Source organism: Flavobacterium sp. HBTb2-11-1 (assembly GCF_009826975.1).
Classification (GTDB): Bacteria; Bacteroidota; Bacteroidia; order Flavobacteriales; family Flavobacteriaceae; genus Flavobacterium.
Genome location: NZ_WUMO01000004.1, coordinates 241,390 through 266,166 on the forward strand (window position 1 = coordinate 241,390; position 24,777 = coordinate 266,166).

General features: G+C 33.5%; 22 protein-coding genes. 9 read left to right on the plus strand and 13 right to left on the minus strand.

Annotated features, from left to right (window positions below; genetic code table 11):
- Nucleotide 1: 1 nt before the first annotated feature.
- The 7 genes from GR162_RS10530 to GR162_RS10560 all read right to left on the minus strand — a co-directional run bounded on the left by GR162_RS10530 (nt 2) and on the right by GR162_RS10560 (nt 3,993).
- A complete protein-coding gene (locus GR162_RS10530) occupies nt 2-397 on the minus strand; it encodes a TerB family tellurite resistance protein (protein WP_160782115.1) in 396 nt (131 codons plus the stop codon).
- A 15-nt stretch (nt 398-412) separates the two neighbouring features.
- Complete coding sequence (locus GR162_RS10535; RefSeq protein WP_160782116.1) at nt 413-688, minus strand: excalibur calcium-binding domain-containing protein; 276 nt, start codon at nt 686-688, stop codon at nt 413-415.
- Between the two features lie 12 nt (nt 689-700).
- The gene (yidD, locus tag GR162_RS10540) at nt 701-988 is read right to left on the minus strand and encodes a membrane protein insertion efficiency factor YidD (protein WP_091133422.1); all 288 of its coding nucleotides are present in this window, start codon (nt 986-988) and stop codon (nt 701-703) included.
- Nucleotides 985-1,218, minus strand: coding sequence for a hypothetical protein (locus GR162_RS10545; protein WP_160782117.1), 234 nt, complete (start codon nt 1,216-1,218; stop codon nt 985-987). The genes yidD and GR162_RS10545 overlap by 4 nt, the downstream gene beginning before the upstream one ends.
- 153 nt (nt 1,219-1,371) lie before the next feature.
- Entirely contained in the window at nt 1,372-2,040 is a 669-nt protein-coding gene (locus tag GR162_RS10550; protein ID WP_160782118.1) for a response regulator transcription factor, read from the minus strand.
- Between the two features lie 6 nt (nt 2,041-2,046).
- Nucleotides 2,047-3,747: a tetratricopeptide repeat-containing sensor histidine kinase gene (locus GR162_RS10555; RefSeq protein ID WP_160782119.1), complete on the minus strand. Its 1,701-nt coding sequence runs from the start codon at nt 3,745-3,747 to the stop codon at nt 2,047-2,049.
- A gap of 54 nt (nt 3,748-3,801) precedes the next feature.
- Nucleotides 3,802-3,993 (minus strand): hypothetical protein, encoded by a 192-nt coding sequence (locus tag GR162_RS10560; protein WP_091133418.1) that lies wholly within the window; start codon nt 3,991-3,993, stop codon nt 3,802-3,804.
- Between the two features lie 350 nt (nt 3,994-4,343).
- On the opposite strand from GR162_RS10560, the gene GR162_RS10565 reads away from it, so the two are divergent.
- Together GR162_RS10565 and GR162_RS10570 are read left to right on the plus strand one after the other, a co-directional pair.
- Nucleotides 4,344-5,345, plus strand: coding sequence for a hypothetical protein (locus tag GR162_RS10565; protein ID WP_160782120.1), 1,002 nt, complete (start codon nt 4,344-4,346; stop codon nt 5,343-5,345).
- Nucleotides 5,346-5,459: 114 nt separating this feature from the next.
- Complete coding sequence (locus GR162_RS10570) at nt 5,460-5,876, plus strand: lipocalin family protein (protein ID WP_160782121.1); 417 nt, start codon at nt 5,460-5,462, stop codon at nt 5,874-5,876.
- Nucleotides 5,877-5,997: 121 nt separating this feature from the next.
- Here GR162_RS10570 and GR162_RS10575 read toward each other — a convergent pair whose 3' ends face one another.
- Both GR162_RS10575 and GR162_RS10580 read right to left on the minus strand, forming a co-directional pair.
- Nucleotides 5,998-10,017: a PAS domain S-box protein gene (locus GR162_RS10575; RefSeq protein WP_160782122.1), complete on the minus strand. Its 4,020-nt coding sequence runs from the start codon at nt 10,015-10,017 to the stop codon at nt 5,998-6,000.
- A gap of 12 nt (nt 10,018-10,029) precedes the next feature.
- Complete coding sequence (locus GR162_RS10580; protein WP_160782123.1) at nt 10,030-10,476, minus strand: response regulator; 447 nt, start codon at nt 10,474-10,476, stop codon at nt 10,030-10,032.
- A 531-nt stretch (nt 10,477-11,007) separates the two neighbouring features.
- Here GR162_RS10580 and GR162_RS10585 point away from each other — a divergent pair.
- Nucleotides 11,008-12,450, plus strand: a complete 1,443-nt coding sequence (locus tag GR162_RS10585) for a glycosyltransferase family 2 protein (protein WP_160782124.1) — start codon at nt 11,008-11,010, stop codon at nt 12,448-12,450.
- 309 nt (nt 12,451-12,759) lie between these two features.
- Here GR162_RS10585 and GR162_RS10590 read toward each other — a convergent pair whose 3' ends face one another.
- Complete coding sequence (locus tag GR162_RS10590) at nt 12,760-13,464, minus strand: AAA family ATPase (RefSeq protein WP_160782125.1); 705 nt, start codon at nt 13,462-13,464, stop codon at nt 12,760-12,762.
- Nucleotides 13,465-13,494: 30 nt separating this feature from the next.
- Nucleotides 13,495-14,226 (minus strand): YggS family pyridoxal phosphate-dependent enzyme, encoded by a 732-nt coding sequence (locus tag GR162_RS10595; RefSeq protein WP_160782126.1) that lies wholly within the window; start codon nt 14,224-14,226, stop codon nt 13,495-13,497.
- Between the two features lie 157 nt (nt 14,227-14,383).
- On the opposite strand from GR162_RS10595, the gene GR162_RS10600 reads away from it, so the two are divergent.
- Nucleotides 14,384-14,647, plus strand: coding sequence for a DUF2024 family protein (locus tag GR162_RS10600; protein WP_160782127.1), 264 nt, complete (start codon nt 14,384-14,386; stop codon nt 14,645-14,647).
- A gap of 245 nt (nt 14,648-14,892) precedes the next feature.
- On the opposite strand, the gene GR162_RS10605 is transcribed toward GR162_RS10600, so the two are convergent.
- Nucleotides 14,893-16,302, minus strand: coding sequence for a PLP-dependent aminotransferase family protein (locus GR162_RS10605; RefSeq protein ID WP_160782128.1), 1,410 nt, complete (start codon nt 16,300-16,302; stop codon nt 14,893-14,895).
- Between the two features lie 165 nt (nt 16,303-16,467).
- Between GR162_RS10605 and GR162_RS10610 the strand changes: the two genes are divergently transcribed.
- Nucleotides 16,468-17,043 (plus strand): Crp/Fnr family transcriptional regulator, encoded by a 576-nt coding sequence (locus GR162_RS10610; protein WP_160782129.1) that lies wholly within the window; start codon nt 16,468-16,470, stop codon nt 17,041-17,043.
- A gap of 49 nt (nt 17,044-17,092) precedes the next feature.
- Here the strand turns inward: GR162_RS10610 and GR162_RS10615 are convergent, their stop codons facing one another.
- Nucleotides 17,093-17,494: a DUF4345 domain-containing protein gene (locus tag GR162_RS10615; protein WP_008468336.1), complete on the minus strand. Its 402-nt coding sequence runs from the start codon at nt 17,492-17,494 to the stop codon at nt 17,093-17,095.
- Nucleotides 17,495-17,941: 447 nt separating this feature from the next.
- On the opposite strand from GR162_RS10615, the gene GR162_RS10620 reads away from it, so the two are divergent.
- The 4 genes from GR162_RS10620 to GR162_RS10635 all read left to right on the plus strand — a co-directional run bounded on the left by GR162_RS10620 (nt 17,942) and on the right by GR162_RS10635 (nt 24,776).
- Nucleotides 17,942-18,535, plus strand: a complete 594-nt coding sequence (locus GR162_RS10620; RefSeq protein ID WP_160782130.1) for an RNA polymerase sigma factor — start codon at nt 17,942-17,944, stop codon at nt 18,533-18,535.
- A 154-nt stretch (nt 18,536-18,689) separates the two neighbouring features.
- Nucleotides 18,690-19,838, plus strand: a complete 1,149-nt coding sequence (locus GR162_RS10625) for a FecR family protein (protein ID WP_160782131.1) — start codon at nt 18,690-18,692, stop codon at nt 19,836-19,838.
- A gap of 172 nt (nt 19,839-20,010) precedes the next feature.
- Nucleotides 20,011-23,325 carry a SusC/RagA family TonB-linked outer membrane protein gene (locus GR162_RS10630; protein ID WP_160782132.1) on the plus strand — a complete coding sequence of 1,105 codons (3,315 nt, stop codon included), beginning with the start codon at nt 20,011-20,013 and terminating at the stop codon, nt 23,323-23,325.
- Between the two features lie 5 nt (nt 23,326-23,330).
- The gene (locus GR162_RS10635; RefSeq protein WP_091133392.1) at nt 23,331-24,776 is read left to right on the plus strand and encodes a RagB/SusD family nutrient uptake outer membrane protein; all 1,446 of its coding nucleotides are present in this window, start codon (nt 23,331-23,333) and stop codon (nt 24,774-24,776) included.
- Nucleotide 24,777 lies beyond the last annotated feature (1 nt).

Sequence of the window (24,777 nt, forward strand, 5' to 3'; positions counted from 1 at the left end):
CTTAAGCGTTTAGTTGACTAATAATTTCTTCTTTACCAATGTTTTTCTGAACGCAATCAATCAGATAATCAGATAAATCATTGATGTTTTCTTCAACAAAATCAAATTTTCTGCAATACTTTCTCAGCATGTTTAATTCGTCGTCAGTAATTTTTCCATCAGCCCAAATAATTCGGGTAAGATCATACAGATATTCGATTTTGGTATGTAAAGCTTCCGGAACAATAAAATCAGCATTAATTGGATTCAGAAAAAGTTTATCGAGTTCTTCTTTTGGAATTCCTCTTTCGTCTGCAAAATGATACAGCATTTGAAGTTCTAATACATCAAATTGATCATCAGATAACGCCATTTGATATAATCTTAAAAAATGACTTTTTAGTTCTAGTGTTATCATAGTTTTTGGGTTTGTTTATTTTAAAGATTCGCAGGCTTTTCCATTACCATCTCTGTCGAGGTTTTTGTAACAGCTTCTGTTACTATCATAAGTGGCTTGTGCCTGAGCCTGAGTTGAAAAATCTGCACAAGTTTTTGTTGGGCAGTTTGAATTTGAATTTGAAGAGGAACTAGAAGACGAGCTTGTATTGGTTTCAGCTGATTCAATTGAATCACCAGATTCTGAACATGAAACTGCAAAAGCGAAAATTGCGAGTAATGAAAGTATAACTTGAGTAATTTTTTTATTCATGGTTTAGGTAATTTAGATTTGTTTAATTAATCTTTCAGCTATTTCTTCTCTATCAATTATGATTTGAGAAGGAAGAATCATTTGGATTTGGTCATTAATTGGATTCTTAAAAATGGAAAAATTTCCTCTGCAGTTTTTATATCGAAATTGAAATGCTTTTAAACCTTTTATAAATCCTTCTTTTTGAGTTATTTCAAAAACATAATTTGAGCAGGATTTTTTAAAAATGCATTTCCTTCTGTTAGACTGCGGAATTAAAATCCAATACAATCGAATAATTAATAAGGTTAAATATTTCATTTTTTCTGAAAAACAACCATTTGACTATTTGTTGTGTAGCCTGGTTTTGCACCGAATCCAAAACAACCACTATCAGGATGAACAAATGTGGATACACTTTCTAAGCGCACATATTCCCAACCTCGGCTTGTGTAATTTTTGATTAAACTTTCAAGTTGTTCAGCAACATGATTAGAAGTTCCTTTTTTTGGATCGATTGAAGCCACGAATGGCACTACTTTGTATTCCATAATTTTTGATTTTAATTAATTTTTAAATTGATTTACAACCCAAAAGTAAAACCAATCAAAACCAGTATTTTACGGAAATCCATAATCCGATATTATAATTCTTGAAAATAAAAAAAGCTCCCGAAGGAGCTTAAATGGGTAATAAATAGAGATTTAAATTATCCCCATATCTTTTGTAATCGAAACCAGATGAATGGTATTGTTGGCTTTGAAAAAGTCTTTTAGTTTTGCCAATCTTTTTTCCATAGCGCTTTTGCTATTTGGTTTTATATCACTGCTTTTAAAGATTTCTATAATTTCATCCTGAGAAGTTCCAGCAGACAAATATTTTAAGATCTTTATGTCGACATCGTCTATTTCGTAATTGCCTTTTTCCTGAAGCGCTGAAGCAACTTCTGGCGAAATAAATCTTTGATCAGAAGACGAAATTATGGTCAACGCTTTTTTGAGTTCTTCAATACTATTTCTGCCTTTTAACACAAAGGCATTAATTTCAGAATCTTCAAAAAGCGATTTTATGCGAACATTTTTATCTTCAATAGAGTAGGCGATGATTTTAATATCAGGCTGGAGTTCACGAACTTTTTGAATCAATTCATCTCCGCTGTCGATTTTTACTTCGCGATGGTCTTTTTTAAACGAAAGATCGCTAATCAATAAATCGTATGGTTCGTTATCCTGAATCGCTTTTCTAATTTTAAGAAAGGCATCGTCACAATATTTTGCGTGTTGAAAATTGACAATGTTGAAATCATTCAAAGTTTGTTTGATGGCTAAATTGAATTCTTCAAAATCCTCGGCTATTATTACTTTTTTAAACATAGGCTCTTATTTAGGCATTGTTATTTTTACTTTAAAACCTTTATCAGGTTCAGTGTCAAAAGTAATAGTTCCTTTATTAGACAAAATACGGTTTTCCATATTTTGAAGACCATTTTTTATAATTTTTGATTTTTCGCAGCCTTTTCCGTTGTCGCTATAATCAATAAGAAGAGAATTTGAGTCCATATTGAACTTTATAGATACAACAGGAGCATCACTATGTTTTTTCATATTGACCATTAATTCGTGTAAAACTCGCTGAATGGCAATCTTCTTTAAATCATCAACCGAATCCCAATTTACCTTTTCAACACCATTTATAATAACGTTAGTTTGACTGCTATTATAAGTAGAAAGCATTGCTTTTAAATTGTTTGGGAAATTTGGCCCCGTATCAATATCATTATTTTCTCTAGAAATTCCGCGTACGCGTGAGTAAATATCATCAAGTTTCTGAAGTAAGTTCTCTTTATTGCTTTCGTCTGTTAAAACTTGGGTTTGTGTGTAGGTTATAGCATGAAAAACATCATTTGCTAATCCGTCATGAATATCTTTGGCAATTCGGGTTTCGGTACTGTACGCTGTTTTTATTTTCTCAATTCGATTTCGGTTCTGATAAAATTTTCTCAAATAGAGCAAAAGAAGAAAAAGAGATGTAATGCCAATTATAAAAAATATCTTTTGATAACGAGCTGTCTGAAGCGCAAGCAAGTTCTCGGCTTTCTCTAATCGAAGTTTCTGATTTTCGTCTTTTTCTTTCTTAGAATCGTATTTAATTTTGGCAAACTTGTTTTTAAAATTGTTTCTGATTTTAATAATGCTGTCATTTAAAGAAATATATTTCTTGCCATACTTTGTTTCAGATCCGTTAGAAACAAGAAACGCTAAAGCTCTCAGTCGCTCATCAATACTATTGAATTTAGTTGCAATTTCATAAGCTTTTTTAGCATACTCATTTGATTTTTGAATATCAGTTTTAGAATAATATTCGGCTAAATGAAGATAACTTTCGATGCTTCCATAAAAATCTTCAGTTCTAGTCCTTAAATCTAAGCTCTCATTCATTAAAAGCAAACCTTTGTCTGGTTTTCCTATTTTGAAGTAAGCAAACCCAAGATTATCAAGAACTCTCGATTTAGTTTTAGAAGACAAGATGCTGTCTAAATCTTTTTTATTTAAAATTGATTCTAAAATGGAAATTGCTTTGTTGTAGTTTTTCTGTTGAATATATACTACGGCTATATTATTCAAAGGAGGTTGTTTTGAAATAGAATCTGTACAATCTTTTATAGCTTCTTTATAATAAGATATAGCATCGTCATATAAAGAAAGTTCCTTGTCGGCAATGCCAAAAAAATTATTGATAGATGCGCTGTAAATATCTTTTCTCTTGATATAAGGCAAAGCTTCCGTCAGTGTTTCTTTGCTTCCATAATAATCTCCGTTTATCTGTTGGATCGAAGCCATCTGAATAAGATTGAAGACGATGTTAGCACTGTCTTTGATCTTTTCGTAAGAGATTTTAGATTTATTAAAAGAATAAAAAGCGCTATTAAAGTTTTTTTCTTGAAGCTGTGCAATTCCCTTTTCTCTAAACTGAAAGGCTTTTTCTCTTATATCTTTATCATCAATAGAAGTAGAGGTCTTTTCTGCACACGAAAAAACAAACAATGCGATTAGAAGAAATAAAAACGGGGATCGTATCATAAATAATACTTTCCCCGAAATTAATAATAAAATAGATATGTACTATTTTATGGATTATTTTTTTGGTGGAGGAACCACAATTGGATCATCACCAGGACCATCTGGTTCACTTGCTTGTCCTTCTGGCAGAGTTACTTCTTTTTTTACCTCAGTTTTTTTACTTTCTGTTTCAAATTCGTCAGCAGTACAAGAAAATAATGTAGTTGACAACAGCGCGCACGCTCCCAATAAATATAGAGTTTTCATTTTTTTATAGATTAAAAATTAGACATGAGGATTGCTGTCTGGAGTTTTTTCTGACTGTTTTTAATGACAGCAATGCCAAATTTTGTTTGGGAAGTGAAGTGTGTAGAACCGTAAGATTTTCATCTATACTTCCCGGATAAAATCCGTCTTACGGTTTTCCACACTTTGTAAATAAACTAGTTTTGTACATTTGCTTTTGACCTGCAGATCAAAGCGATAACTAATTTTGTTGAGGCAAAGTAACAACGGTTTTGAACCTGCATTGATACGGATTTCCGGGATTTCCGATTAAATTTTGTAAAATCCCTATTGTTCCTTATAAATCCTTAAAAACCAAAAAAATGAAGCCTATGAATAACAATACTTTGGAAGATTTATATAAAAAAGCCATTAAAGAAAAATATGAAGAAGTAAAAAATGGTGATGATTTTTATTTCTTGAATGCTCCAACAAGAGGAAAACTAAATAAGTTATGTTGGGAAAAATTTGCGAATAACGATATGCATTCAAATGATTTGAATGTGTTCAATTCTTTACTAGGACTTTCTTTTGATATTAGTTCAAAAAAAAAGTTTAAGCAAGAGACAGATTTATTTAGACCAGTAGAAAAATTTTTCAAAGGAGAGACAGATCCAGATAAAATTGATGTTGTTGATATGGCAGCAATTTTGGTAGATTTTAATCCTAGACCTTTTAATAAGTTTAGAAAAGAAATTGATCCTGAGAATTTGAAATTGATAGAAGAGCTAAGAAACACCAAACATTATAAACCGGAAATTTCTTCTGCTAGTTCTATTGATGAGTTAGAAAACGAAAATTTTTCTGATTTAAAAAATGAAGAAACAGAAAAAGCTAAAAATGAAGAAGTAAAGCAAGGTGAAGCTGCGTTAATAGAGAAAGATGAAAATCTGGATTCGGAAACAATTCCATTGGGAATAGTAACTCCTGTTAAGATAGGAACGGAAGGTATAGGAAAATTTAGAATAATAAAATATTCAGTGGTTGCAGCTGTTTCTGCTGGATTGGCAATAATGATTTATTTTGCTTTCTTTCAAAAACAATGCATGCAATGGTCAAGTGATCACTATGAAAAAGTAAGCTGTGATTTGGAAGTAAATGGTTTAGGAAGTTTTAATGTTGTAGAACCTTTTGACAAAACTGTTTTTGATTTAAAAAAAATAAAAGTATGCGATACAACAGCATTTTTTAATACAAATGGAGAAGCAGTTGTGTGGTATGGTAAAACTGCAAATGGAATAGATTTCTTTAACGGACATGGAAGGCATCCTGAGAATAATAGCCCTTTAAAACCTGTAACAAGATATATTTTAAATAAATATGTAAAAAAGTAAAATCTATAGAAAATGCGATTTATGTAAAATATTCGCAGAATCATGAAATTTTTTGTAAATAAATACATTTAATTTAGCATTATTGAATTAAATTAATAAAAAAACAAAGAAATCATGAAAAACAGAAACTTTTTATTCGTATTAGCCTTAAGCGCGGGAATGTTCGTAACCTCTTGTAGTAACGACGATAATGAAGGAGAAACAATAGTTCCTATTCAAGGGAAGTATAATCTAAGCCAAACAGGAACAATTGTTAATGGACAAGAAGTATTAGTTGATGCGCCACAAAATGCGCCAGGATGCAATAGAGATTATTTAGATTTAAGATTAAGTAATGCAGCAGTTATTGGAGATTATGATGGAAGTAATTGTGCTTTAACAGAAACTACTGGTACTTATGTAAGATCTCATAACGATTTGACTATTACTGTTGGAAACGTAAGTTCTACTAGCGATATCATGAATCTTACCAACAAAGAGTTAAAAATTAAAGACAAAACAACAGGTATAATTACTGTTTATACTAGATAAAATTTGTTTTGAGATAATTTCAATTTCCTTTGAAATGAAAAAACGGGAACCGCTTATTGGCAGTTTCCGTTTTTTTATGGAATTTGAAATTTGGAATTTGAAATTTGGAATTTGAAATTTCTTATTTTACAGGAATATATATGTCAAAAGAAGCTCCTTGATTTTGAATACCCGAAGCGGTAATGATTCCGTTGTGGTTTTCAATAATTTTTTTTACAATAGCTAATCCTATTCCAGTTCCATTGTAGCGGTCTCTGCCATGAAGACGCTGAAAAACTTCGAATATTTTTTTGTTGTACTGCGCTTCAAAACCAATTCCGTTATCTGAAACTTTAATATGGCAATATTTTTTAGCCGGAATTAGTTTTTCATTTTCTAAATCTTTTCCTAATGCAATTTCGCTTCTAATTTTAATTACAATTGGAATATCAGGATTTGAAAATTTTAACGAATTGCTGATGAGGTTATAAAGCAGTTGCTTGAACTGAAACGGAATAATATCAACTTCTGCATTTTGTTCAATTTCAATTATAGCGCTTTTTTGATCTAGTTCTTCTGTTAAATCTTCTTTTACTTCATTTATAATTTGAGCAAGATCTGTTTTTATAAAAATACGTTCGTGGGCATTTGTTCTTGAGTAAGCCAATAAATCATTAATTAAAGTCTGCATTCGCTGTGCTGCGTTCTGCATTCTTTTAAATTTATCTTTTCCATTTTCCGATAAATGTTCGGCTTCTTTTTCAATAATCTGCGAAGCAAAAGTCTGTATTTTTCTGAGCGGTTCCTGTAAATCATGACTTGAGATATAAGCAAACGACTGGAGTTCTTTGTTCATTTCTTCCAGCTCATTATTTTTCTGCTCTAGCTCTAGTGCATTCATTTTTAATTTATCATCGGCTTTTTTCTTTTCGGTTAAGTCATGCGTAACTTTTGAAAAACCGATTACATCACCTTTTTTATTGTGCACAGCTGTAATAACTACGCTTGCCCAGAATAAACTTCCGTCTTTACGCTTGCGCCAGCCTTCATGTACTGCTTTTCCTTTTTCGCGCGCTAAGTTCAAAAGTCTTTCTGGCAGTTTATTCTTCTGATCTTCGTTAGTATAAAAGACCGCAAAATATTTCCCGATAATTTCCTCTGCTTTGTAACCTTTAATCTTTTCGGCTCCAACATTCCAGTTTTCTACAATACCATCTGGATTTAAATATAGAATCGAATATTCTTGAACCTCTTCAACCATTAAATGATAGCGCTCTTCACTTTTTCTAAGCGATTCGTTAATCTGGATTAATTCTCTAGTTCTGGCTGTAACCTGTTGTTCGAGTTCGTGCGTAAAAGCTTTTTCAGTATGAATATCGGTAAAGGCGCCAACCCATTTTACAATTTTATTGTCGGGCCCAAAAACAGGTTCGCCAATAACAGTATGCCATCTGTACGAGCCGTCTTTTCTTCGCATTCTTACATCGCAGCGATACATTTCTCCCGTTGCAAGCGAGTGCTGCCATATTTTTATATTTTCATCAAAATCGTCTGGATGAATCATTTTCTGCCATGATCCCTCAACTCCTGGTTCAATACCGGTATATTCTAGCCATCTTCCCGAAGTAAAAAGAGCATTTCCATCGGCATCAGTTTCCCATATTAATTGCGGAATACTTTCGGTAAGCGATCGGAATCTCTTCTCGCTTTCTTCGATTTTCTTTCTAGCTTCAACTTTCTCGGTAACATCAATAAGTGTCATTCTAATTCCAGAAATCGAATTGTCACTTTCGCGGAGCGGTGCAAATTCAAAATCTACATAAAATGAGTTGCTGCTTTTTTCATTTTCAATAAAAAGTAAAGATTCTGATTCTGAGTATACATTTCCAGATTCGTAAACTTTCTTTAATAAATCAGCATATTTTTGTTTTTTCAGTTCTGGAAATATTTCCAATATTTTTTTCCCTTGAACTTCAGCTTCTTCTTTTTTCCAGATATTATTCAAAAGCACAAAATTGGCCATTTCGATTACAAAATCATCTCCTCGCAAAATGGCTTTCGGAACAGGCGACTGCATAATAAGATTGCGAAGTTTCTTTTCGCTTTCTTCAATTTTCTGCTGGTATTTTTTTTCTTCTGTAATATCTCGAATTGTTCCAATGAGTTTCTCAGGCTCATGATTTTCATCAAAAAAAACTTTTCCCTTTCCTTCAATCCAATGTATTGATTGGTCTTTCCAAATTACACGGACTTCATAATTTAAGAAACCTGTATTTAAAGCTTCCTTAAAGCCTTTATTTCTAATGTGTAAATCATCGGGATGAAGATGGGCTAATAATTCTTCGTGGGTTAACGCCACTTCTTCCGTATAGCCGCCAAGAATTTCAAGATACCTTTGAGAATAAGTGGGTACTCTGGTCTTAGCATTCAATTCCCATGTCCCCAATTCGCTGGCTTCAACTACAATTTTGAGGCGTTCCTCATTTAATTCAATTTTTTTTCTAGCTTCTACTTTTTCAGTAACTTCAGTAGCCGTTACTAAAATTCCGGAAATGGTCCCATTTTCTTCTTTTAATGGATGATAAAGAAAATCAAAATACGAAGTTTGTATTTTTCCAAATCGGTTTAAAGGAACAGGAACTTCAAAACCATGATACGGAATACCAGTTTTTAAAACGCTATCAAGTAAAGCACTGACGGTTTCTTTTACCTCTGGAAGAGAATCGTATAATGGTCTTCCAACAAAAGTTTCTTCTTCTCGAGCGACAAGCTTGAGGTAAGCTTCGTTGGCCATTTCTACTATATATTCTGATCCCCGAAGGATGGTGATGCCAACAGGAGCTTGTCTTACAGTATCACGGAACCGTTTATCACTTTCTTCAATTTTTTGTTTGGCTAAATATAAGTCTGTAATTTCAACGCCAGTATTCATTACGCCATAAACATTTCCATGGTTGTCATAAAGTGGCGTAAAGCTATAATCAAAATAGGATGTTTTTAATTCGTTGTTTACAACAAGATCGATTCGGGTATTATTAGAATGGAAAGATTGTCCTGTTTCATAAACGGTTTTGACTTGTTTAAAAATTGGTCCGTCTTTTAATTCTGGAAGTATCTCAGTGTATGTTTTTCCAATTACATCTGGTCCTTTTCCCCAAACTTTTATTATAGATTCATTTGCCAGTTCAATGCGCATTTCTTTGCCGACATAAAGCGCAATTGGAAAAGGAGCATTTTCAACCAGCTGTCTTATTTTTTGTTCGCTTTCTTGTACTTTGGTACGAGCCAAAACCTGAGCGGTAACTTCTGTTGCAATTGCGGCAACGCCAGAAATAGTTCCGTCGGTTTCTCTTAAGGCTTCGTAGACAAAATTGATATACGTATTTTCGGTTTGTCCGTTTCGATTTAATTGGACAAAAAGTTCATCAGTTGTAATTTTTTTACCGTTTGTAAAAACGTTGTGAAGAATCTCATCAAAGCCTTGTTTTTTTAATCCAGGAAGGACTTCAAAAATAGGTTTGTTAATTACACTTTCTGCTCTTGTATCCCAAAGCAGCAGCATTTGTTCGTTGGCGATTTCAACAATATGATTTTCGCCCCTAAAAATGCACATTGCGGCAGGAGCCTGCATGATATTATTGATAAATCGTGCATTACTTTCCTGTAAAGCATCTGCAACAATTTTCTTTTCGGTAGTTTCGATAACGGTAACCAAAATTCCTCCAATAGAACCGTCTTCTATTTTTATGGGACTATATGAAAAATCAAAATAACAGTCTTCTGTATAGCCATTTCGATGAAGCGAAACTTTAAAATCAGGAAAACTTACCGCTTGTCCCTGCATCACATTGGCAAACATAGGACCAATGGTATCCCAGATTTCTGCAAACGTATCTTTAGAGCTTCCGCCCAATGCATCGGGATGTTTTGAAGCGCCAAGAATAGGACGGAAAGCATCATTGTATAATTGAGTATAATTTTCTCCCCAAGCAATGTACATTCCAAACGGATTGCCTAACATCATTGCAGTCATTGTTTTAAGACTCTGAGGCCATTTTTCGGGATCCCCCAAAGGAGTTTGGTTCCAATTGGCAGAACGAATTAATTCTCCCATTTCTCCTCCTTCGGATAGAAAATAATGTTCCTTTTTTTTATGGCTCATTTCAAAAGAAAATTAGGGTTGCAGTACGAAATTAGCTCTTTCAGGCTGTGTGAAATTGTTTTCAGATGCAATGGTAAGGGCTTTATTTATAACAGATTTCAGTTTAGAAAATTCTCCAGGTTTCCTGATATAATAAGAAGCGCCTTGTTGATAAAGTCTATTTACTATTTCGTTATCCAGTGAAGTAGAGAAAATAATGATAGGCAGATTTTTTAGTTTTTCGTCATTTTTTATTTCATCCAAACATTCCAAGCCATTTTTTCGGGGCATATTCAGATCCAAAAAAACAACGTCAGGAAGATTTACAATATTATTTTTTAAATAATCCATTAATTGTACGCCATCGTGAACCATTAAAAGAACATTGCTGATAGCTATTTCATCGAGAGCTTCTTTAAAGAAAAGGCAGTCGTCTTCGTCATCGTCAGCCAGTAAAAGATGGTAATGCTCCTTACTCATTTCGTAGTCTCCTTAATTTAGGGTTAAGTTTGTTTGGATAAATTTAACTTTTTTCGATAAGATTTCCTGATTTTTATAAAGAATGTTTTTCAAAAGACTAAAAAAGGCTGTTTTAGAATCTATTTTCTTTCTTTCAAACAATTTTATTTTTAAAACGGCGTTTGAATAATTCTTATCATTTTTTTGCGCGAAAAAATAGTTTTGAAATTTCGTTTCTTTCTAAAAATACGAATCGCAAAATCGCTGAAAAACCCTTTAAAATCTCACTTTCTTAATTCCAAATTTGGCAATTTTAGTGTGTACCGTATCCAAAAAGTGTGAAATAATTATACACTTTTTTTTGAAGTTCTTTTTCTAAATAGCTCTTTATCAGTTTAAAATCGTGTTGGCACGCCACTTGTAAAAAGTGTTAATATCAAAATCTTTGATGCGTTTGTTTTTTATCGTTTCTCGAATAAGAGTTACAAATAAATGAGAAAAGAAAGATTTTGCTAAAAGCCAAATTAAGGAAATTAAAAAAGGAGTATAAGCATGAAAAGCGAAACAATTATCTCAGAACAATTTTATGCGAACAGCAGTTCAGCAATCAGCGAAAAAACATTAAACGGTTCTTTTTTCAGAACCAACGAAAAATCAAAAGTACACGTAGAAAGACCAAAGAGTCCTTTCGGATTAGCGGTTCTTGTTGCAACATTTTTATTACTAATCACAGGTGTAATCTCAGTAATTCTATTGCAAGATGATTTTGAACAATTTCATTTTGAAAGAATTGCTTCGACTTGGGGATTGCCATTTTTAGTGATCACTACCATTTTGTTTTTCTATCAAACAGGAGTTTTCTTGTACAGCTCTTATTTGTATTTAAGATATAAAGCAATTCCTTCTGTATCAGATGATTTATTGCCAACATGTACGATCATCGTTCCAGCATATAATGAAGGAAAATTAGTTTGGGATACTTTATTGAGTCTTGCAGACAGCGATTATCCAGCAGAAAAATTACAGCTACTTGCAATTGATGATGGAAGTAAAGACGATACTTGGTACTGGATGCAGGAAGCAAAAGCAAAATTGGGAGATCGTGTTACGATTTTTCAGCAGCCAAAAAATCAAGGAAAACGTCAGGCATTATACAGAGGTTTTAAATTAGGAACTGGAGAAATCTTTGTAACGGTAGATAGCGATTCTATTGTGAAAAAAGATACTTTGAGAAACTTGGTTAGTCCGTTTGTAGTGAACAAAAAATGTGGTGCAGTTGCAGGAAATGTTCAAGTTTTGAACAACAAAAAAGCCATTTTGCCAAAAATGCTGAATGTAAGTTTCGTAATGAGTTTTGAATTTCAGCGTTCTGCAGAAAGCGAATTAGGTTCTGTATTATGTACGCCAGGCGCTTTGGCGGCGTATAGAAGAGATGCTGTTTTCAATTGTCTTCCAGAGTGGATCAACCAGACTTTTATGGGCGAACCTTCAGATATTGGAGAAGACCGTGCTTTGACTAACATGATTTTGAAACAAGGTTTTGAAGTTAAATTTCAAAGAAATGCGGTAGTATTGACAAACGTTCCTGAAGAATACAAAGGTCTGTACAAAATGTTCATCAGATGGGCGAGAAGTAACGTTCGTGAAAATCTTATGATGGCGAAATATGTTTTTACAGATTTTAGAAAAGGGTCAAAATTTGGAGCGAGAATGTTATTCTTAAACCAGTTTTTTAAAATTGCAATGACGTATCCGTTTATATTGTTTATGTTTTACTTTATTGCGGTTCACCCAGTACTATTTTTAAGTTCAACATTGGTAGCCATTTTAATGTTTTCGACATTTTCTATGGTATTCTATGCCAAAAGATATACACTTTCAGAATCATTCTGGGCATATTCATATAGTGTTTTTTACACTTTCAGTTTATTCTGGATCGGGCCTTATGCTATTGCGACAGCCAACAAAAAAGGCTGGTTGACAAGAGGCTTATAAACAAGTACACTTTCATTCTATTATAAAACTCCGCCCAAGAGAATTACCCGTTGCGAGCATTTGCAGCGGGTTTTTTGATTTAAAAAGATAACCGGTACAACCCACGTTCCGCTAGGAACGTTTCGTCGGTAGAATTAAAATGTGGATTGTGGTTACACGTTCCGTAGGAACGTTTGATAGGTAAAAAAAGGTAACCAGTGAACCACGTTCCGTTAGGAACGTCTCGTCGGTTAAAAATGAATGACAATCAAATGTTCCTACGGAACATATAAAATTGCAACGTGAGATTACTTCTAATTTTATATGTTTTTATTTTGAATCTAAAGCAGCAATAATCTGCTTTTTCATAGTGGTATTGATAAAATCTAAAGCCTCAGCATACGAAATGCCATAACGTCTTTCGATGTTTTGAAAATGTATTGGAAAACTGCCTAAAATTTTATCATAATAAATATTCAGCTGTTTTTCAGAAGGCATATCATATTTCAAACGAAGTTGAAATCTTCTCAATAAAGCGCTGTCAATTATCTCATAATGATTGGTTGCGCATATCAGCAAACTATCAGCGGGAAAATAATCAAAAAGCTGGATTATTGTATTTACCAAACGTCTCATTTCGCCTACATCTTTATCATCGCTGTCGCGGCTTTTTCCAATTTGGTCAAATTCGTCTAAAAATAAAACCGCTCTTTCTCTAATGGCTTTATCAAAAATGGCTTTTAAATTCTTAGAAGTTTCACCAATTCTAGAATCGACAACAGTGCTGAGGTTGACAATGATAATTTTTTTGTCTAAGGTATTCGCAATCGCTTTTGCCGTTGTCGTTTTACCGCAGCCAGAGCTTCCGTGTAGCAGAATTTTATTATCAACTTTAAGATTGTACTTTTTTAATTCCTCAATATATTGATGTTCTTTGATAATCTGAAGCAAAGCCGCTTTATTTTCATCGCTAAAAAACAAATCGTCTAAAGCAATTTTTTCAGTATCAATTACAGTAAGATCATTCAGGTTCATCTGCTCATTTATTTGCTTCAAAATTAAGTTTTATTCTGCAATGTTTTCGTTCCAGATTTCTTTTCCTAAAAAGCGGTTTCCGAATATCGAAGTGCCAATTCGAACCATATTCGAACCTTCCGCGATAGCAAGTTCCAAATCCTGAGACATTCCCATCGAAAGTTTTAGATTTTGCAAATCGTCAATTCCTTCCGAATAAATTTCATCCCGAATAGTTCTTAAAAGCCCGAGTGACGGAATCATTTTTTCTTTTTCAACATCTAAAAGTCCAATGGTCATTAAACCTTTAATATTTAGGGTCTCGTAAGTTTTTATTTTTTTAATGAAAGATAAAACGTCTTCTGGAGCTAAACCGAATTTGCTTTCTTCATAAGAAGTATTCACCTGTACAAAAACATCTAATTTTCGGTTTTGATTTTGGAGTTGTTTCTGCAATTCGTCAGCTAGACTTATTCGATCTAGAGATTGAATGCAAGTAGCATATTTCAAAACATCTTTTACTTTGTTGGTTTGAAGATGTCCAATAAAATGGCGTTCAACAGGAAGATTTTTCAAAATATCATTTTTATCCCGCAATTCCTGCATTTTGTTTTCGCCCATTAAAGTTTCGCCAGCCTCAATTGCGATTCGAATTTTTTCTGCTGGAACCGTTTTGGTTGCCAATAAAAGCTGAACATCAGCGGGATTTCTGCCAGAAGCTTTGCAAGCATTTTCGATACGCTGATGCACTTTAATTAAATTAAAAATAATTTCGTTTTTCATACTGCAAAACTATACCTAAACGGCAAAATTCTGCTGGACCAGTATATTTCAAAAAATGAAAAAACTGGATGATTTGACACTACGAAAACCAATATAAATTTGCATAGAAAAAAACTCAGAACCTTAGTAACTTAGAACCTTAGTACCTTAAAAAGAAATGAAAATAGCAGTTTGGGATACTTACGTAACCCGCAAAGACGGAAAAATTATGCACTTTGATATTTTGGTTGATGAAAATGTTAATGATGCAGAACAGGTATATGAATACGGCAAAAAATACCTGAAAAGTGTAGCACAAGAGGGACAGACTTTATCGTCTAAAGAATGCCGTTTCTGCCACATTGATAAAGCGCCGATTGAAGTTGAAAATCAGATTCGGAAAAATGGATTTTCTATTATTGAAATGGAGAATTGCAATTAAATTAATTGAACGCTGATAAAACGGATTCGCTATCGCGAAAACACTGATTAACACAGATTTTAAAAATCAGTTTTTTTCCGTGTCTTTGCGATCGCAAATCCGTAAAATCCGCGTGTAATTTTGGCTTGTTTTTGTATAGCTAATTTTTGCAATTAAATTAATTTGCAAGACTGATAACTAGAAAGGCTTCGACTCCGCTCAGCCAGACAATCTTCATGTCACCCTGAGCGAAGTCGAAGGACTTTTTATAACAATTTTGAAAGTATTCTTATTCCTTCCTTCATTTGTTTTTCTGAAAGAGAAGCATAACCCAGACGAAAACCTTTAATGGGTTTTTCAAAACTAAATCGGTTTGGACTCATAATCTGAATGCCTTGTAATTTTAGCTTTTCAAAAATCTCAAGAACATCAATTTCTTCTTTTGGAACAATCCAAAATGCAAGTCCGCCTTCGGGTTTTGTAAAAGTGATTTTATCTTGAAGATATTGATTTAACAAGTTTTCAAAATAATCTCTTTTGGTTTTGTAGACCAAATTGGCTTTTTTAAGATGACGCTTTATTTTGCCTTCGTTGATGAGGTTCAAAATCGCTTCTTCCATAATATTATCGCCTTGAACATCTATTATTTTTCTATGATTTCCTATTTTCTGTATATTTTCATGAGAACTTGCCAGATAACCAATACGTAGAGCAGGAGCAACAATTTTGCTGAAAGTGCCAATGTAAATATAGTTTTTCAAAGCCGAATGACTGGAAATTGGAAGTATTGGGCGCTGTCCAAAATGAAATTCATTATCGTAATCGTCTTCAATGATTGTAAAATTATATTGATTAGAAAGTTCAATTAGTTTTAACCTCTTTTTTAAAGAAAGCGTTACCGTGGTCGGAAATTGATGATGTGGTGTAACGTAAATTGCTTTTATGTTTGAATGTTTCTCAAGATATTTTTCGACTTGATCGATATCCAATCCGTCCGAGTTTACATTTACGGGAAGTAATGTTGCGCCTGCATTTTCAAAAGCTTCCCAAGCAGGTTTGTAACCCGGATTTTCGACCAAAACAAAATCGCCTGATTTTAAAATGCAATGCGAAGCCAAATACATCGCCATCTGGCTTCCGCGAGTAATACAGATTTGATCTTTAGAAATACTCATGCCACGTTTAAAATTCAACATTTGAGCAATCGATTTTCTAAACTCCAAATTTCCCAATTCGGTGCTATAACCCATAATCTGCCAACGCGATTTTCGACTAAACAATTCGCGATATGCTCTTGCCAGATCATTCATTGGTGCAAGGCGGCTATCGGGAAGTCCGTCATCAAAAACTAAAAAACTTTTAGATTCCTCTGTTTTAATTTTCAGATCTTTTTTGTTTTCTGCATGATTGATCTGTGGAAGTGATTGTGTTACAAAAGTTCCCTTTCGGTCGATTGTCACGAGCCAGCCTTCGGCAATTAAAACATCCAAAGCTTCCACAACTGTGTTTCGGTTTACTTTCAATAATTCGGCGAGTTGTCTGCTTCCTGGTAATGCATTATCACTTACCAATTTTCCAGTTTTTATGGCATCTATTACAGCATCGGCAATTTGCAGGTAAATGGCTTTGTCTGATTTTTTATCAAGCTGAATTTCTAATGGCCACGGTCGAAGCATCTGGACTGTTTTTGTTTGGTAAATAAATATATTTTGCTAGTCCAAAAATACAATAATTATCATTAGAGTTTTTTTAATAGTAAAGTGGCGAAAAAAATGAGCCTCAAATTCAGTACATTAAATAGCTTTTGTTATTTTTAAAAATGAAAATTTAAAACTGTAACAATGAACGATCTGCTTCGGAAATTTTTAGAACAATTCACTAGATTTAAGCCTTCAGATATTGATCTAATTATTGAAAACACAACAATCGAATTTTTTAAAAAAGGCGATTTTGTAGTTACAGAAGGACAGATTAGCGATAAATGTTATTTGGTTTTAAAAGGCTGTTTAAGACAATTCAAAATGATTGATGGAGTCGAAAAAACCTCGGGTTTTTTTATAGAAGAAATGCCTTTAGTGATTTATTCCAGCTACTTAGACGGAAAACCTTCTGAATTTAACATCCAATGTCTTGAAGACACCATTTTAGTGAGTGGCACTCGAGAAAAAGAATTAGAAATGCAGTTAAAAAGCCCAATATTGGAGCATATAACTTCGTTGATCATGGTTTCAGATTATCGAAAAGCAGAACGTTATATTGCTTTGCTAAACAATTACAATCCAGAAGAACGTTATCTGAAATTCATGAAATCGAATCCTAATTTTTTAAATCGAATACCACTCGTTCATATTGCCAGTTACTTAAGTATTACGCCCGAATCATTGAGCAGAATTAGAAAAAGGATAGTTCAGAAATGAGTTTGTTTTTATAGCTAAAACTTATTACAAGTAGCTATCGCGAATCTGTTTACCCGAGTTCGTTTTTATATTTAAAATAAAATCCAGTGCAAATAATTCCGATTGCAATTTCGGATATCGCCGCATTTAGAATTGTTGGACTTGGAACTCCATCAACAATTGTAGCATATAAGCGAGAAAATCCGTAAGCGAAATACAGTAAAATTGCTGTTTGCAGAGAAATTTTTGTAAATGAAGATTTGAATGCTCCCGTAACAATTACAATTCCAAATGCAATCAGCGTTCCGCCCGAAGAACGGATTTCGCTCAACAGACTAAAATCATTTTCGTTAAGATAAATACCTGCTGAAGCTTCAAAAGTTATCGGAAAAAATAAAAGCGCGATCCCAATCGAAAAACCAATAAGTCCGACAATAAAAAGTAAAATTTTAAGATAGATTGATGATTTCATAAAATGTATTTTGAGTTTTAGGTTAATAATTCTCAAAAGTAATGGCTATGAAAAAGTTAAGACCTTGACTTAAGATAAGAAAATAAGGAGAGCAATTTTTTATTTAAGAAATTTTGAGTTAAAAAAGGGAAGCCTGAAAAACTCAATTTTAGATTTAAAGAAATTGGCTACGTCTTTTTTTGAAATTTAATAAAAATACAATTTTAACGTAAAAAGAAGTTGTTTTGGAGATTTTAGAAAATTCATTTTATTTTAATTATGAATTTTATTTATGTTTAAAAAACAAGCTGATTTTGTTGGTGAAATTAGAATTTCTTTAAACTAAATCTGCTATTAAAATTAAGATTTATCAGAAACGCAATTCTCTGAGACTAAGAACAAATTAGGATTATTAACGGAATTTATTAAGTTTGTTGCGAATTATTCAATCTCCATAAACTTCCATCATTGCCAAATTCTATCTTAAATCAGGATCAGATTTTAATCGATCGTCTTCGCGACGGCGATGAATCGGCATTGACAGAATTGTACAATACATTTTGGCAGGCACTTTTTATGTCGGCTTATAATGTCATTAAAGACAAAGAATTGTGTGAAGATATTATTCAGGATATTTTTATGAATATCTGGCACAATCGTGAAAAAATCGAAATTCATATTTCCCTAAAAGGATATATGTACGCCTGCGCGAGATATCAGGTTTTTAATCATCTGAGAAAAAATAAAGACAAAGTTCATGTAGAACTTTTTGATGATTTAGAAAAACGTTTCTTATCTACAACTCCAGAAACACAGTTAATGCACGACGAACTGGTGCAACAGCTGAATTTAATCATTGCAGGACTTCCTGAAAAATGTCAAGCTGTATATAAACTAAGCCGTGAAGAGCAGCTGAGTCATAAAGAAATTGCCGAACGACTTAATATTTCTACAAAAACAGTCGAAAACCATATTACCAAAGCATTGCATACCATTCGCTCTTCGATGGGTGAAAGCATGAGTATGGCGATGATTTTGTGGCTCTCAAAAAATATCTTTTAGCGAAAATAAAAATGTGGTAGTTGGTTGATGGTGCTTGGTTTTTCTTCTTTTTTAAATCTTTTTCAAAAAAAATCAAAAAAAGTACAATTTGGACTAGGGGGTACATTCCTTTTTGGTTACTTATCTCATATACTCCCGAATAATACAATAAAAAATGAAAAAAGAGGATTTCTTACTGTTACTAAATAGATATCTTTCCGGTGATACCAATCTCGAGGAGAATAATAAATTATTGAATTATTATGAAAGTTTCCAAACCGATAAGGATTGGGACGAAGCTTTAGGTTCTAAAGAAGAATTAGAACATAAAATGAGAACCCGTCTTCAAAACGCCATCCAATCTGAAGAATCTCAAGTACTATCAATTCAGCCATTCTATACCAAAACATCTTTCAAATTGATTGCCATGGCGGCATCATTATTATTGCTGATTTCAATTTCATTAATAATAAATAAAACAAATCCGCTTAAGATTGAAACACCGCAAGTGGCGCACAAAGAAATTTTAATTGGAAGCGATAAAGCCACTCTAACTCTAGAAGACGGCTCTGTTATCGAATTAGAAAAAGGAAAATCGTATACAAAAGGAAATGTTTCTAGCAACGGAGAAAAATTAATTTACAATTCAAACAGAAAATCTGCGGCTATTGCCAATAACCTTTTAACGATTCCGAGAGGCGGGCAGTTTTTTGTGCAACTTGCAGACAGTACCAAAGTCTGGCTGAATTCTGAATCGCAATTAAAATATCCAGTTGCTTTTGTTGACGGTCAAACCAGACAAGTAGAATTGGTTTATGGAGAAGCTTATTTTGAAGTGTCGCCAAGCACCAAACATAAAGGTTCAAGATTTAAAGTGAAAACCCAAGAACAGAATGTTGAGGTTATCGGAACCGAATTTAATATTAAGGCCTACAGAGATGAACCGGCCATTTATACCACTTTGGTAGAAGGAGTTGTTGCTGTAAGCAATGCTGCTAAAAAGCAAATTCTGACTCCAAGCCAACAATCTAAAATAACAGAGTACAACGGAAATATTAATGTTTCTGAAGTAGATGTTTACAATGAAATTTCCTGGAGAAAAGGATTGTTTGTATTCAAAGGAATGCCTCTAAAAGATATTGCGAGAGTACTGTCAAGATGGTACGATGTTGATATTGTATTTGCAGATCCAGCGCTTGGCAATGTTAAGTTTAATGGGGTTTTAAATAAGAATCAGAAATTAGAAGACATATTAACCACGATCAAGAATATCAATTTTATTAATGCCTATGAAAAGAAAGACAATAAAATTATAATCAAATAAAAAAGAAAAGGGATTAAAGTTTAGACCTCTCACCGTACTGCGCTTTATCCCTTTCTGTGTATCAACCAGTAAGTCAGTTTTATTAACCAACCACCAATTAACATGTAAATTTATGAAATTTAAATTAACCAGTGCCTATTTCTATTTTAGAAAGCGGCTAATTATTAACATTATGAGAACTTTTATCTTCTTGTTTTGTACTACAATTTTTGGTTTTTCTCCCGTAAATCTATTTTCACAAAACACGAAAGTTGTAATTACAGCTGATAAAACAGTATCTGTTGACGAAGTTTTTGACATCATTATAAAACAAACTAACTATACTTTTATTTATCAGGAAGATTTATTTAAAAAATTACCTAAAGTACATTTAAAAAAGGGAAAAATTAAAGTGAATGATTTATTGGAAGCCAGCTTTTCTGATAAAAATTTTGATTTTAGTTTTTCTGCTGGAAATACGATTATTGTAAAAGAACGAAAAGCAGAGAAAGTTGTAGTTCTGTCTAAATTAATCGAAATTAAAGGAACTGTCACCAATGAAAAAGGAGAGCCAATTCCAGGAGTTAACATCAGGGTAAAAGGTACAGGAGCCGCTGCTCAAACCGACTTTGATGGTAAATATTCCATTATGGCTCCAGAAGATGGACAAATTCTTTTCACCTATATTGGACATCGCCCTCAAATTATTGACATTAATAACAGAAAAATAATTAATGTAAAACTTCAGGAAGAAAGAAGAGAGCTTGAAGGAGTTGTTGTAAATACTGGAGTTACAGTTCGTAAAAAAGAATTGATAACGGGTGCAGTAACTATTTTTAAAGGAGAAGAATTAAGACAAATTTCTACGCAAAATGCGGTGCAAGCTTTAAAATCATTAGATCCGTCTTTCATTGTTATTAATAATAATATTGCAGGTTCTAACCCAAATATTCTGCCAACGATAGAGGTGAGAGGGCAGACAAGTTTAACAGCCAATCAAGTTGACAGCCAGTTTAGAGACGATCCGAATCAGCCTCTATTTATTTTGGACGGATTTCCAACCACATTACAGCAGGTTGTCGATTTAGACATTAATAGAATTGCGAGCATCACTTTATTAAAAGATGCGGCTTCGACTGCATTGTACGGTTCTCGTTCTGCAAATGGTGTTGTGGTTATTGAAACAAACAAACCAATACCTGGAAAATTGCAGTTTAATTATGTGTATAATTCATCTTACGAATTAGCAGATTTAAGTGTTTATCATTTAATGAATGCCGAGCAAAAACTGGAGTTTGAAAGACTTTCTGGAGTATATACCACTTCTAATAATGCTTCTGAATTTGACTTTAAAGTACAAAAAGAATATCAAAGACGTTTAGCAGGTGTGCGAAGCGGAATCAATACGTATTGGTTAAATGAGCCAATTCAAATGGGAATTACCTCAGGGCATAGTTTGAATTTCGGAGGTGGAAGTGACGAGTTCCGATTCAATATCGCAGGAAATTATAAAAAGGTTACGGGAACTATGAAAGGCACTGAGCATAATACTTGGGGATACAATGCTACTTTAACTTACCGAAAGAATAAATTGAGTATTAACAATCAGTTTTTTGTTTCTGGAGGAGATAACCAAGAATCACCGTATGGTTCTTTTGAAACTTGGGCAAAAACAAGTCCGTATTATCCAAAATATAATGAAGATGGAATTATAACACGTTATTTGGATGGTTCTTCATTACCTTTAGAAGCAAAAGATATTGTGGTAAATCAGGCTCCTAATCCGCTTTACAATGTTTTCTTAGGTAGTTACGATAAATCAAATTCTTTCAATTTTACGAATAACTTTGCTGTTAATTACGATATAAATCCACATATAAAAGCAACTGGAGCATTATCGGTAACAAGAAACAGCACGCTTTCAACTGTTTTTGTATCGCCAGATGATACGAGATATATTAATGATATTGCCACAGAAAAAGGATCGTACTTTAAAAACGAGGCAATTACTGATAAATGGAACGCCAATCTTGGTGCCACTTATTCTAATGTTTTTAAAAATGTACATTCTTTCAATTATACCATTAGAGCTTCGGCTTTAGAAACTAGAAACAATGCTTTTGGAACTACGCTGAGAGGGTTTCCATTAGGTGTTGAAGGAAATCCAGCATTTGCTTTTGGATACCAGCCAAACGGAAAACCTAAAGTGTTCACCGAGTTAATTCGAAGTGTTGATTTAACCAATCAAATCAACTATGCTTATGATAGAAAATATTTGTTTGATTTTACACAAACAATGTCAGGAGCAACCAACTTCGGAACCAATAAAAAATATTCTCCATATTGGGGTGTTGGTGTGGGATGGAATATCAATAATGAGTTCAAAATGAACGAAAGCATTGTTAATATTTTAAAACTTCGCGGAAATATTGGACAGACAGGAAATCAAAATTTAGTAGGTTTTGCTTCTTATGACGTTTATTCATATAGTATTAACACTAACGTTTTTGGACCTGGACTATCGGTTTCTCAACTAGCGAATCCTGATCTAGAAGCGCAAAGAACAAAAGATTTATCAGTTGGATTAGATTTGGCTATGTTCAGAAATAGACTGACTGCAACATTAGGTGCCTACAAAAGGAAGACTTCTCCACAAATTGTGGCGATTGATATGGCTGCTTCAACAGGGGTAAATTCGTATCCATTAAATATAGGCTATCTAGCTACACAAGGAATAGAATGGAAAGTGAACTACAACTTTATTTATGATCTTCAAAAGAACTTTATTTGGGGAATTGGTATTATGGGTGCTTCTGGGGATAATAAATTAGGAGGTTTTAATAATGCTCTTTCTTCTCTAAATGAGGCTGCTCAAAAAACAACAAGTCTTACGCGTTATTACGATGGAGCGAGCAGTAATGACCTTTGGGCTGTTCCTTCTTTAGGGATTGATCCTGCAACAGGAAGAGAAGTTTTCTTAAAGAAAAATGGTCAATCGACTTTTACATTAGATAAAAAAGATGAGGTGGTAATGGGGAATTCTAGAGAAACGGCTACAGGAGTTGTTTCTACAAACTTGACCTATAAAGGCTTCAGTTTCGGACTATTAGTGCGATACAGTTTTGGAGCGGAAAGATTTAATACCGCCTTGTACAACAAAGTAGAAAATATCTCGAAGGATAATATTTTTGATAATCAAGATGCGAGAGCTTTTACAGATCGTTGGACAACACCTGGACAGGTAGCGCAATTTAAAGCTATTGGTTTGACGAATGCTACTCCAATATCTTCTCGCTTTATTCAAAAAGACGATTATATAGCAGGAGAATCTATGCGTCTAGGATATCGAGTAACTGATAGAGCTTGGCTAAAAAGAGCAGGATTAACTGGATTAGCATTTAATGCTATTGCAAACGAATTTTTCCTAGTGTCTTCTATCAAAGCCGAGCGAGGTATCGATTACCCTTTTTCAAGAATCTATTCACTTAATTTAAACGTATCATTTTAATTAGTATGAAAAAGTATTTACATAAAATTTCATTCCTTTTTCTAGTATCTCTTACAGTTGTTGGCTGTAGTGATTTTCTAGATGTGGTACCTCAGGATAAAATCTTAGAATCACAGCTGTACAGTTCAGAAACAGGAGTTCAGAATGTGCACAATGGACTTTATTTGCAATTGGCCTCCAATAATCTTTATGGCAAACAGCTGACTATGGATGCCGTTGAGATTTTGGCACAGCAGTATAATATACAGTCAAATCATGAAAAATATACTATGGCGAGTTATAACTATGCTGAAAAAACACCTAAGGCAACTTTCACGAGTATTTGGGAAACAGCATTTACAACCATTTTATCAGCCAATAAATTTCTGGAAAGCATAGAAGAACATGCTGGTGTAATTTCTGCAGAAAAAGCTAATATGTTAAAAGGCGAAGCGATTGCGATTCGCGCTATGCTTCATTTTGATATGCTTCGTCTTTATGGGCCTATTTACAAAGTAGCTCCTGCTGATCCTGGAATTCCTTATTATGATAAATATGTAACAACAATTAACCCGATTCTTCCAGCAAATGATGTAATTGCAAAGGTGCTTGCAGATCTTGATCAGGCTTTAACTCTTTTAGCAAATGACCCTGTTTTGACAACTGGAAAGTATACAGGATCGGGCGCTTTTGGGGGCAATCCGTATTATTCTGTAAACAGAGGAAATAGAATGAATTATTTGGCAGTAAAATGCTTAAAGGCACGTGTCCTATTATATTCTGGAGATAAAACAGGTGCTTCAACTATAGCAAATGAAGTAATCAATTTTACAAAATCAAATACACTTTTTCCTTGGACAGCCTTTTTAGATGCAACTAATGCAGCAGATCCTGATCGTATTTTTTCTTCAGAAAATTTCTTTGCTCTAAGCGATTATACCTTATATACCAAACAAAAAGATTTGTTTGATTCTAGTCTGGAAGATCGTAAAATATATTCTCCGTTATTGTCTAGAATCAATGCAGTTTTCGAGTCGAATGATAACGATTATAGAAGTCTTCCAAGCTGGAAAATTCCAATTGTTGGAGGAAAAACTCAGAAAACATTCTTTAAATATGAAGATGTTAGTGATAAGACTAAAGTGTTTCGTTTGCAAATTCCAATGTTCAAACTTTCAGAAATGTATTTAATCGCAGCCGAAACTTCAACAGTTCCTGCCACTGGAATTTCTTACTTAAATACGCTTCGCTTTAACAGAGGACTTGGAAATTTAGCTGCAACAGCAGTTTTAGCAACCGAAGTCACAAAAGAATACCGAAAAGAATTTATTGGAGAGGGACAGTTGTTTTTCTATTACAAAAGAATCAATTCTGCAAATATTCCAAACGGTGCTGCTGCATCAGGAAATTTGACTATGAATGCCACTCAATATGTAGTGCCATTGCCAGATTCTGAAATTAACTTTCAATAAT